2 protein-coding genes are annotated in these 13,890 nt (G+C 39.9%); both read left to right on the top strand.

The window, feature by feature from the left end; translation table 11 throughout:
* Positions 1–267: 267 nt before the first annotated feature.
* Positions 268–3,558, top strand: coding sequence for a miniconductance mechanosensitive channel MscM (mscM, locus tag I3259_RS15485; RefSeq protein ID WP_238030453.1), 3,291 nt, complete (start codon positions 268–270; stop codon positions 3,556–3,558).
* A gap of 341 nt (positions 3,559–3,899) precedes the next feature.
* Positions 3,900–13,658, top strand: coding sequence for an RTX toxin (locus I3259_RS15480; RefSeq protein WP_238030451.1), 9,759 nt, complete (start codon positions 3,900–3,902; stop codon positions 13,656–13,658).
* Positions 13,659–13,890 lie beyond the last annotated feature (232 nt).

Here is a 13,890-nt window from a genome sequence, read left to right as displayed (position 1 = left end):
ACACACTTTCCAGGCGTGCTCCTTCAGCCACTCGGACACCTCACCACATTGTTGCTGAACCGCAGTGCGTTTCAACGGCGGCTAATGTAATCACTTATGCGATATCGGTCAAGGTATTTTCCTATTCTCTTATTCATTCGCCGACTTATAGATCAATTAGGTCTATTCTCATACCAATCTATTGTTTTTCATCAATTTCAATTACTATAACAGAATGTTTACATCTTCTGCTTTCACGCATTCGTAGCACTCAATCACAGGTTTTTTATGCGACTTTTCTCATTTTTTTATCTCTTTTTACTCATTCTTATTTCCGCCCCACTCTCTGCTGAAGAGAATGCATCATACGAACACATTATTTCCAACAAGATCAGTCAGCTTGAAGGCCAGCAAAAAACGCCTGAAATAATCAAACAGCTTTCTGCTTATCAAACAGCAAAAAACCAGCTAGAGAAAACTGAAAACTTTATTCAAGCAACACGTAGTTATGAAAAATTAATGAATTCCTATCCAGAAGATAGGGCAACGATTCAAGATCAAATAGCGAATTTTAGCGCGGCAGAATTTCCAGAGTTTAACGATTGGGATCACGACCAGCTAACGTTAGAAATTGCAGAGCAAGATACCAAGCTCATCCAACTAGAGATCGCACGTCAATCATACCGCAATATTTTAATTGAAATTGAGCATGGTATTGATGATTTCTCATATCAAACCAATAAGTTAAGAACACAAAAACAAAGTATTACTAAAGAGCTATCTCAAGCACAACGGGGAAATAACACAGAAGCTATCATGCTGCTCCAAATCGCCGAGCAATATACGATTAGCCATTTATTTATGCTAGAAGCTGAACAGCTAAGTGCTGGTAATCGTCGCGCATTAGCAAAATTAAACCTGCAATATGAAAACTTACAAATTGAAGCACATCAGGCATATCGCAACAACTTACAAAACACGCTTAATCGTGTTCTACGCTCTAACATTTCTGAAAATGATGAACAGAATCAAGAGTTACAAGCCGATATTCAAAACCAGCCAGAAGTGATTAAACAACAGTTAACATTAAACAAGCATTTGTCTTCTGAGTTAACAACGCTAACATCTAATATTGAGCAAACACAGCAATCTATCAGTACAACCAATGAACAAATCGCTGAAACCACACAAACAGCAGATGCATTAAGGGTTATGGCTGATTGGCTTAATATAAGTCCAATTATTAGTGAGAACCTTCGCAACCGATTACAAAGTTTACCGTCAAACCCACCGATTGAGAAACTTAATCGCGATGTCGCACGTAACCAAATTCGACTCTATGATTACCAACAACAATCTGATTTACTCAGAAATAGTAAAGACAAAATCAGTACCAGCGATCTATCACAACAACAAATTGATCAATTACATACGTTGATACAGGATAATCTCACATTATATAGCGATATTAATAAAGCGTCTGAAACGTTAATTTACCAACAAGCCAAACTTAAAGTCATTTTCGATCGCTTAAATAGCATGCTGGTCAAGATCAAAAATGAATCGGCAAAATTACTTTTTTGGGCTCCTAATACCAATCCACTCAGCTTTGATGTAATTAAGCAAATGGTAGAAAAAATCAAATGGTTCTTCTCTCCCACTCAATGGATAGGCCTCGTTAAAATACCTCATTTCATTAGCCCTTACTCATTGTTTGCTAGCATATTTGTGATTGCGTCACTGCTTGCATTCCTATTTTTTGCGAAAAAACATTGGGTACTTTATTTAGAAAAAACCAGTAAGCGAATTAATCGTGTCACCGAAGATAAATTCCGTTATAGCTATACCAATGTCGCCATTGCATTCATCCTTGCATGGCCTCTCCCTCTCATCATCTTTATTATTGGTTATACTTTAAGCCTTGCTTGGCAATTACCTTTTATTTTCCATTTAGGCCAAGCCCTCTCGCTGCCTTATGCACTGGTTGTCTTCTTTTTTATTCGAGAGTTATGCCGCGAAAATGGACTTTTCATCAGTCACTTTGGTTGGTCTGAAGAAATTATCAATAAAGCATTACACAGTTATCGACACTTAATGATGGTGTTTATTCCTGCACTCGTTTTGCAACAGTTCACCATGCTAACGAGCGAATTAGATACAACGGCTACCCTTGGACGATTAGCTTTTATTATTTCTAATATTGCTATCAGTTTTTTCCATTGGCGCTTGTGGAAACTTAAGATGCCTATGACCTATGGTGAACTACCCGAAGGTAAAGCCCATATTGGTCACCATATATTTTGGTGGGTACTTATTATTACACCACAAGTGCTCAACTACGCAGCACTTAATGGTTACTTGGCAACATCACAAACCATTATGTTGCGCATTCAACAAGGTGCAGTTATTGGTGTCGCTACCCTGCTCGTTTACTACCTGATCAAACGTTTGATGTTAATTCAAAAGCGTCGTCTTGCTTTTGAACGTGCTAAAGCGAAGCGCCAAGAAATCATTGCTCAACGTCAAGCAGAAATGCAGGATGATAAAGACGAACACCACATTAGTAATGATCTAAACATTGAAATTGAAGAGCCGAAAGTAGACTTAGATAAAATCAGTGCTCAATCATTACGTTTATTACGCTCATTATTATCACTGATTTACCTATTTATTTTGAGTTGGTTGTTTTCCGATCTTTATCAAGCAACGTCATTACTTGAAGGCGTAACGCTATGGGATGTCACCAATACCATCAACGGCATTGAAGAGCTCAATACCATCACACTACAAAGTGTATTACTGGCTATTTTAGCCTTTGGTTTAACCGCTATTTTGGCACGAGATCTACCCGGCGCTATGGAGCTACTTATTCTTCAGCACCTTGATTTAAGCCCAGGTACAGGTTATGCGATTACTTCTGTTACCCGTTATTTAGCCATTTTCATCGGTATTATTGTTGGCTCTGCATTAATTGGTTTTGACTGGAGCAAAATGCAGTGGCTAGTTGCCGCCCTTGGTGTTGGTATTGGTTTTGGTATGCAGGAAATATTTGCCAACTTTATTTCAGGCTTAATTATCTTGTTTGAAAAACCAATTCGTATTGGTGATACGGTGACGATTCGCGATCTTACAGGGGTAGTTGCGAAAATAAAAACCCGCGCAACGACTATTGTGGACTGGGATAGAAAAGAAGTGATCGTGCCTAATAAAGCCTTTGTTACTGAGCAATTTATTAACTGGTCGTTGTCCGATGCGATAACTCGAGTAAATCTTTCAATCAATGTGAAATTTAAAGCCGATCCAGAGCTAGTAACACAACTATTATTTGAAGCTGCTGAGGAGTGTGAACTGGTACTCGATAACCCAGCTCCCGAAGTATTCTTCTTAGGATTAACCGCTAATTGCCAACAATTTGAGTTACGAGCTTATGCGGCAGAAACAGGGCATCGTTTAAGTTTAACCCATGACCTTCATTGCCGAATAAAGAATAAGTTCATTAAAAATCATATAGATATTGCATCACCTCAGCTAGAGGTAACAATGAAAGGTCAGCAATATCATCCAGCCAGTGGTAAATAATATTTAGTTGTTACTTCACGTACTGCTATTAAATCAATAGCAGTACGTATACCCACAAGTACCCTACTCTCAATCCCCCTTTCTAAACTCTCTTCTTATTAAATAATCCTCCCGTTAAAACGAAACGATATAACAGCAATCCCGTTACCGTTGATAAATAAATCATGAACTAACATCACAAAAAATAGTTACTAATAAAACTATCATGTTAAATTTATGTTTTTTAGATGTTTTTAAATCTAATATAGATATTTGTATCAATAGGTTTACTTGATGCAAACATTCATCGAAATACTGATTTTACAAGAAGAATAAAAATACAGGGGCCAAGGATGAAGCCAATGATGTATATTGTTATTGAAGGCATTATCTGGAAAATTACAGATTCAGGCGAATGGGTTCAAATTCCGCCTTCAGAAATTATTGATCAGTCGATTCCTTTTATTAAAGAAAGAGCCTACATCAATGACATTCTAAAAACACAAACCAACCAAGATGATACCCCTGTTATCGAGAGCTCTTCGCATCGTACCCAGTTTATTCTTGATGCCAATATTGACCAAGAGCCGCTATCAAGCAACAGCGCTTCTTTTATTTCTCAGATAAAAGCCACATTAGCCGAAACCTTACCCAACGCTGGATTTAGTACACGTTCAATAACCTCCGTTCAAAAAGCAGAAAATGAATCTATTGCAGATGCTATCCCTTCCCTTAAAGCTTCTGCGACGTTAACCGCCGCCATTATTGATGGTAACGATGGTTATAAAAGCCGATTTGAAGCACCTTCTGCCATACTACTGGGCGATGCCATTGATATTGAAGATGGTAGAATTGTCATCGTTAATGTGACTGATGTTAATGGAAAAGTATTTACTGCCAGTGCGGTAGTACAAAATCAAAAATGGATTATTAGCAATCAAGACTTAAGTTCCCTTGCTGAAGGTGAGCTTTCTATTTATGCCTCGGTCACTGACTTCTACGGCAATGTTGTCGATGCCAAAGACACAACAATCAAAGATACATTTGCTGAAATAAACGCAAAAATTGACGGCAAAGGTGATAATTATTTAAACCTATCTGAAATTACAAATAGTGATTTATTAGGTGAGATAAATTTTGTTGAAAGTGATCAACCGATATCAATCACCATCACTGACAGCCAAGGTAAAACACTACGTTTTGAAACCGTCAATGATGATGCTGCTTGGCAAATTAATAATGTAGATCTTTCTTCTCTTACTGAAGGTGAACTCACTGTTCTAGCAGAAACCATCGATATTGCTGGCAACCCTGCTTCTGCCACCAGCACGATTATCAAAGATACCTTAGCCACTATTACGGCGGATTTTGAAGGTAACGGTGATCGCTTCCTCAATCAAGCCGAAGTCTCAACGACTGAACTGTTTGGCAGTATCGCGAATATTGAAGATGGACAAACCGTGACTATTACCGTCACTGACAGCCAAGGCTTAGAGAAAATCTTTGCAAGTACTGTTAGCGCTGGGAAATGGACAGTTAGTAATGCAGACTTAACTGATTTTGCAGAAGGTGAGCTTACCGTTCTGGCTGAAACTAGCGATATTGCTGGCAACCCAGCCTCTGCCACCAACACTATCATCAAAGATACTGCAGCAAATATTACGACCAACTTTGATGGTAAAGGCGATGCGTACCTCAACGCCGTTGAAGCGCCCATAACCGATTTATTTGGCGCTGTTGAAAATATAGAAGACGGGCAAACCGTGACTATTACCCTTACTGATAGCAGCGGTGTCGAGAAAATTTACACCACCACGGTAAATAACGGCCAATGGACAGTGAATGATGCAGATCTCACGACACTCGCTGAGGGTCAACTCACAATTACGACCACAGCTACCGATGTTGCAGGTAATACAACCTCGGCCACTGACACTATTATCAAAGATACCCTTGCTGAAATTACGGCAAACTTTGAAGCTAAAAACGATAGCTTTTTAAATAAAGCCGAAATCGACGCTAAAACCACCCTGTTTGGTGATGTTGATTTTGTTGAAGATAATCAACCAATCACAGTAAAAGTAACAGATAGCAATGGTAAAACTATCACCCTTACCACTTCGGTCATAAGTGGTGCATGGAAAATTGATGATGTTGATTTATCAACCCTTGCTGAGGGTGAGTTAACCATTATCGCAGAAGTTATTGATATTGCAGGCAACACCAAAGAAACGAGCAATACTATCGTCAAAGATACATCAGTACTCACGATTGATATCGATACAAACAGTTACCAGCAAGGCGGATTAAATGTCTCGGCAATAAAAAATGGTCAAGTGCCCTACCTGCAAGGTTCAACAACAGGTACCCAAGCTGGCGATAAGATAACCGTTACCTTTAGTGACGGAATAGATACTGTTTCTCTGACAACATCAGTAGACAGCTCAGGGCATTGGCGTATTGAAGACATTGAATTGTCTCAATTAGACTCACAACAAACGTGGCAGATGATCGCCACGGTGACTGACGCTGCGGGTAATACTGCCAGTGACGATATGCCCACATTCGCTAACCCTAGCGATATTATTTTCTCTGAAAAAGCGCTAGAAACAGAATCTTCAATTAAATCAAGCTCAACGATTAATATTGAGTTCGCCGAATTTACTTTTAACGCAGTACAAACCGCTTTAGAGCAGCTCACCTCTAATGGTGAACCTGTTACCGTTACTATTTCTGCTGATGGTTTAACGCTAACCGTACAAACAGACACCACAACAGTGCTTACTGCGGTTATTAACCCTATCACTCAAACAATTAAAACAACATTGAGCGCAGCAGTTGATAACACGCTAGGTGATCTTAATACTGAAACATTGATCTTCATTGATGGTATTCAAACTGATAGTGATGGTACGAATGAGGTTATCGTCGCGCCAATCGAGGTTAATATTCGAGATGCCGCACCTGAGATTGTCGATGATGTTAGTGAGGTTATTGAAGGCAATGCTGTAACAGGTAATGTACTAACTAATGATGTTGATATTGACGCATCTCTTTTCGTTAAAAGTATCACCATTAATGGAGAGACAAAGACACTCAATGGCACAGCGGTTACCTTTGATCTTCCTGAGGGACAGTTCACCATCGATAGTACTGGTGAATGGACATTTACCGCCAATCGCAACCTTAATCATAGCCAAGATGATATCAACCTTGTCATTGATTACGTAGCTTCAGATAAAGATCAATACGATAGCAATGGAAGCCTTACGGTTTCAATCAAAGATGGTCATGCCAATATTATGGTCGATGGCAATACACAGACGGTTGAAAGTGTAATTTCAGCAGGAAGCGCTACCTACGAGGTTAAATTTGCTCTGCAAGCTGGGGCTGATAATCCCGATCCAAATAGCCTAACATTCAATCCCCAGACAATAACGGCGCTTGAAGCACTTGCTTTATATTCTGGTATCTCACCATCACCGCTTACTTACACCGTCAGCTCCGATGGTAAAACTATCATCGCCACAACGGGTGGCGACACTATTTTTACCTTGAGTTTATCAGCAACCGCTTCAGGCGATAACGCGACGGGGACTGTCACCCTAGAACAACACTTTCCCCTCAATCAACAAAGTTCAGCAGATACAATCACGCTGCCTCTGTTTATTAATGCAACTGACAGTGATGGTACTGCTACCCCGACAGGGAAATTTGATTGGGTTATCGAAGATGGCGCGAATCCAGTATTAGCTACATCTGGACAATTAGAATTTAAAGAAACCGATCTATCTAATCAATCATTGCAACAAACAGGCACGATCACCGTCACCATTGGTAGTGATGGTTTAAATGGCACCACAGAACAAAGTCCGCTGTATTTTGATTTAAGCCAACTACCAACCGGTTTAACCAGCGGTGGCGAAGCAATCTCTTATGTGATCTCTAATCATAATCAAACCATTGAAGCAAGGACAAGCTCAGGTAAAGTCTTTGAAATAAGCTTATCTTCTCGCCCTGATGCAGAAGTAAACTCAACTGTTGACTATGTTTTTACCCTTCATCAAGCACTGGATCAAACCAACGCAAACGATGAATTGGCTATTTCTATTCCGGTCTTTGTTAAAGACAATGACGGAGATATAAACCAAACTGCTATCGATCTCGTCATTATTGATGGTAATGCCCCTGTTATTAATACAGCACCAATAGAAATATCAGAAACGCCGATTAGTACCTCTTCACCAGCAGGTAGTTCAAACCAAGCCGAAGGCACAATCACAGTTACCGCAGAGCAAGATCCTATCGTCGATTTAAATCTTGTTTTATCGGGTAAGGTGAAAAGTGATGATGGCAATAACATCACCTACCAAGGACAAGCATTAACTTGGCAATTTGATGGCAGTAACACCTATAACGCGTCATTGCCTGATGGCACAGTGATCTTTTCTGTCCATTTATCAGATATTGGTGCAGTACCATCGGGTAGTGCAGCAAATGCAACAATCACAGTGACGCTCAATGAGTCTATCGACCATACCAATAGTAACGATAGCGAACTTAATTTATTACTACCCGTTGAAGCGAAAGACAGTGATGGCAGCTCGAGCACATCAAATGTAACGGTGAATATTTTAGATGGTTTAGTGCCTAGCATTACCGCTAACAATAACCTTAACGTTCACGAAAATGACTTACTGGATGATAATTTAGCCGCAGATGCGTCAAACACGTCAGCGCCAACACTCAGCTTTAACCAAAGCAGTGATGAGCTTGCTTCAGTGCATCTAGATACTGCGCAGTTTAATGGCATAAACTATACCAGTGGTGGTGAAAAAATCACACTTAGCGCAGCTGATGCGAACGGTTGGTATAACGCAACGGCAAACAGTAATAATATTTTCCGTATTAAAGTCAATCTAGATGGTACCGTGCAATTTGAGCTTTTCGAAGCGATTGACCGCCCGTCATCATCAAGTCAAGGTGTGCTTAATTTAGAGTTTGGCGCCATTGCCACAGACGTAGATGGTGATAAATCAGCCACCACACCTTTTGAAGTGACTGTTACTGACGATATCCCTGTTGCAGGTCCTGATGAAGAGCTTGCTGTTGTTGAAGGTGTTGATAAGACACTACGTCTACTTTCAAGGAATGTTACAGGTGCTGATGGTGGTGAGGTCGTCAGTATCAAGTATCGTTGCAAAGAGTATCCAGCAGACGGCAAACCAATTGATTTAATTAATACTAAAACGGTCCCACATACTAAATATGGCACTATCGCTGTTAATGCAGATGGCACCGTCATCATTAAGACGATTGCCAGTGAGGAAAGTAGTGGCGAGATCAGTGATGATTTCAGCTACACCGTCAAAGACAGCGACGGTGACACAGCGGTAAGAACCAAGAAACTGTCATTTGCCGATGATCCTGGGCGTATTGAGGTTAATGCAGAGCAGATCCTTGAAGACAGCATGAGTAACCCACTCACTATTCAAGTATTCCTTGGTGATATTGATCAAAATGAATCGCTTAGCACTATCACAATCAGTGAAAGCTCATTAGAGGGTGGACAACTGTTTTTAAATGGCAATTTGCTAACGGCAACAAATGGCGTAATTACCCTTAGCGACTTTATTAGTGAAGGTGATTTTTATAAGCCAAATGGCGATCTTACCTATCAACCTGTGCCTAACACCGCAATCAACAAACAAGATCTCGTACAGCTTGAAATAACAGCGACGATATCAACGAATAACCAAGATAAAACACTGACCAAAGATCTCACTATCAAGGTGCTACCTGATGCTGATGCCGCGACTTGGGATGAAACTAAAGATTACGAATACACCGCAGTTGAAGATGATAGTAATAGCATTCAATTAAATGTTGCGGCGGATCTACAAGACACCGATGGTTCAGAAACCCTTAAATACCGTATTTCAGGGATCCCAGATGGTATTACACTCAAACTAGGTAACACCATAATTAGCAACGGCAAAATCATTAACGCTGATCAAATTAATGATGTGAAGATATTTTCTGATAAACACTCAGCAGGCACATTTACCTTTACCATTACTGCGCTCAGTACAGAAAAAGGCAATCAGTTCCTTGATAGAAGTACCGATAGAACAGAAGAATCGCAACGTCTTATCACAGTAAATATAATTCCTGAGGCTGATGCGCCAAAACTCTCGGTTAAAAACCTTAAAGGTCATGAAGATCAGCCTATTGATCTAAGTAAGGCCATTATTGGTAAATTAGCTGATAACGATGGTTCAGAAAGCCTAAGTTACCGAATTAAAGTGCAAGATGGTTGGTCAATTCAAGGTGGCGATGCGGTAGAAGAGCCTGCCGGTTCTGGCATCTATATTGTGAGTGCAGAATATATTGAAAGTGGTGAAGCACAGCTTCATCCAAAAGCTGATATCAGTTCACACACGGAAAAACTCACTATTGAAGTAACTGCTATATCTACTGAAGCCGCTATTAACGGACTCTCTCCTGCTACTAGTACAGAGGGGGCGACCAAGACTATTTCTATTAACTTAAAAGGCACCATTGACCGACCAGACATTACAGACGGCGGCAATGGACATTGGCAATACATTGCTAGTAGTACAGATAACACCACTGGCTTTAAGGGCACAATCAAAAGCATTAATGGTTTTTATGAAGATCAGCCATTACCGCTCGATTTTTTAATTACCACCAGTGATAACGATAAATCAGAAGAGATAACCATCTTAATCACTAACTTGCCTGATGGTGTGAAATTTATCGATATTGATGGCAATCCTTTAAACCTTGAAATTGTTGGTGAAGACGCTTCAACTGGGTTGATCTATCGGATCTCTCACGATCAATTAACATCGACTTATTTATCAATACCTAAAGACATAAGTGGCAACTTAGCATTTGATGTCAATGTGATTTCTACCGAGCCTGATGGTGCTAGCGGTGAATTTAACTACAAGGTGGATATTGATGTGTTACCCGTTGTTGATGAGCAAGATGGTGCTTTATTGCAAAGCACAGGTTTTGAAGATCAACATATCTCATTCTTAGTTGAGCCGACCATCAGAAAAGATAGCGACAACAGTGAAAATCTGACAGGTTATAAAATCACCAATGTACCTGATGGGTTAACCCTGTTTATTGATGGTGTAGAAGTTGTTATCCCTGTTAATGGGCTCGATCTTGCTAACTATAAAGGCAACCAATCATGGGCTGAATTTATTAACAGTGGTCGCGTAACCATTCTTGCAGATGAAGATCTCAGTGGCATTTTTGATATCGCTATTAGTTATGAAGTAACGGATACATCAACTTCCGGACAAACAGCGAGTAAAAACATCAATGCAACCATCCAAGTTGATGTTGCAGGGGTCGTTGAAAACGATACGCGCTTAGAATCTACAACAGATCTACTAAGTAGTACCGATGGTAGCCCTATTGATTTAACCAATGCGGTTCACTTTATTGATGAAGATCTGGATGGCTCAGAGTACCTAGATTACATCGTGATCGAAGTACCTGTTGGCATTAACCTCATCATCGATCATCCTAACGGTGCCAATATTGACGGTAGCGGTAATTGGATTATTCCAGCTACAGGTCTCACCAGCGATAGCATTAAAGAAGCAATGCAAGATCTCTTAGCTGGAGCAACCGTGAGCGCTAGCTTTAATACAGAAGTGATTGATCTTGTGGTTAAAGCCCGTGTGGTTGACGGCAACGATTCTCGCTTTTTAGAAACTCCCATTCAGATCCAGATCACAGGTAAAACTGGAGGTGGAGGTTCATGTCCTCCGACCGAAGCGCCAGATAAAATTCAAGGTGATGTGATTATTGCTAAAGAAGGCGAAGATATTAATTTATCAGGTCTACTAAATGGCGATATTGATAATAACCCAGAAATCGCCCTCTCCTTTTTTATTGACGTTAATGACTTACCTGACAATGTTGAAATTACAGGTGTCGGTATCATTACCGAATATAACGATGCGGGTGAAATTATTGGCTACACCATCACAGAAAATGGTTTTTCCAATATGACATTCATTGGATTAGATGAAGCTTGGGCTGGATCTTTAGATATTCCGATCACTATCACTCAAACATCGACCTGTAATGGTAAAAAATCAACTACCACACAACACATCAAAATTGACGTTGTTCCAGTGGTTGATGAAATCATTACAACAACAGATATCACCAGTGTTTTAGAAGATACCGCAACCGCAATTAACTTAACGGTACTGTTAGGTGATAGCGTAAGTAACGGACAAACCATCACGGGTGAAGGTACTTCTGCGACAGGTAAAGAAACCATCAACTGGATGAAAATCACCTTAGTACCGGGTGGTGAATTAATTGGCGATTCTGCGATAGTGACCCAGAATTCCGATGGTAGTTGGCAAGTACTGGAGCCGAGTCGCTTAGACGAATTGCTTTTAAAGCCGCCTCATAACTACAGCGGCGATTTAACCATTAACGTTGAAACTAACATCACCGATCAATCTGATTCAATATCGCAAACGGATACTCAGACCAAAACCTCTTCTGTGATTATTAACGTTGAGCCTGTGACTGATATCGCCACTATGCCGGATACCATCACCGAACAAGGTAATGAAGATGGCTACATTCATATCGTTGGACTAGGAGCCATCTTATACGATGATGATGGCTCTGAAACTATTTCACTGAATCTATCCGGTGTTCCTGATGGTGCCGTGATGTTCTATTCACCCGACGGTGGCACTACCTTTATCCAATTACCGAATAACGGAAAATCATGGAGCTTTGATATTGCGCAAGCCGATAGTATCTATATTCGTCCACCAGCAGATTTCAGTGGTGATATCACATTGAAGTTGGATGCGATCACTAACGAAATAGGTACAACGGAAATAATAACATCAACTTCAGAGGTTATTATTGGCGTGAATCCTATTGGTGACGATATTCAATTTATTGGTGTACCAGAGAGCCTCTCAGGCAATGAAGGTGAAAGCTTCACAATTCCAGTCGATATTGAGAGTACCGAAACCAATAGTAATGAAACATTATTTTTAGAAGTGATCTTTAGTGCAGCTGACCAAACTCAGTTAGCTGGCTTAGATAAAATTCAAATCGGTGATCAAGAGTTAAGTATCATTAAGAATGGTGAGATATGGCTTGCTACTGCAATTATTAATAGCGATACCTTAGACCAATTCACCCTATTTAGCGGTGATGCTTTTGGTGACATTAATATAACACTCAAAGCCAGCAGTATTGATACCGATACCATCTTAGGCTCAGAAACTACGCATTATGGTCAAACTGTTGAAAAGAATATCAGTTTGACTCTGGAGGCTATGCCCGATGCGCCAGAACTTAATCTTGAGTACAACAGCGTTATTGCTCAAATAGAAACGACGATTGCACTAAATCTTGAGCTATCAATGTTTAATCCAGCGGCTAATGAGCAAGGCAGTATTATTCTCACAGGTTACCCTAGTGATTACGTATTCTCAGCAGGCCAAGCGAACGGAAATGGTTGGGAAGTCGCATTTGACGATATTGCCGATCTGAAGATGACAGCCAATAGTGAGCAAGACTTCACCCTTTCAATTGAGCCAATCTCAACCCTCAATGGACAAGCGGCAACTGGCACAACACAAACTATCAACTTCACAATAACCGGAGCTGACGAATCTCTGATCGGTACAGCCAATGATGATGTGATCATTGGTAATGCTGATAGCGATGAAATCATTGGCGGTGGTGGTAATGATCGCTTTGTATTCCAAGCTGAAAAACAAGAAACAAGTGCTATGCCAGCACAATATACAATTGTTGATTTTGATGCGGCAGCCAATAGTGACAATATCGATTTACGCGCTATTTTAAACAACGTCACAGATGGAATATCAGCTGATAACTATATTGATATCACTGAAAAAAACGGTTCAGTGACGTTACATATTAAGGATAATGGCGAAGATATTACTCAAGAAATAACATTGGAAAACGTAAACAAAGAGACGCTTTACGGCAATGATGCAAGTACTACAACAGATGCTGAACTATTACAAAAAATGATAGAGGATAATAATTTATTAGCTGGGTAGTTAGCTATTCCCCCTATTCTACCTTAGGAGTCCAATCCTATTTCTATGGCGTATTGCTGTCTATTTTATAGCTATACGCCCATTTTACTACTTAAAGTCGAACTCTATCATTACTCATTAATATACTTAATATTGTTTTATGCTTACTCTATAAATATAACTATCAAATACTTAAGAAATAGCAATGACAGTAAAATTAAAAATATTAATAGTTTTGCAACAACGATCACAA

The organism is Photobacterium sp. Ph5 (assembly GCF_022129445.1).
Classification (GTDB): Bacteria; Pseudomonadota; Gammaproteobacteria; order Enterobacterales; family Vibrionaceae; genus Photobacterium.
The sequence above is the reverse complement of the archived record's forward strand: the minus strand, read 5'-3'. Positions and strand labels throughout refer to the sequence as shown.

Coding starts and splice junctions, on each gene's coding strand:
- mscM (WP_238030453.1), top strand. CDS start 268: ATGCGACTTTTCTCATTTTTTTATCTCTTTTTACTCATTCTTATTTCC.
- I3259_RS15480 (WP_238030451.1), top strand. CDS start 3,900: ATGATGTATATTGTTATTGAAGGCATTATCTGGAAAATTACAGATTCA.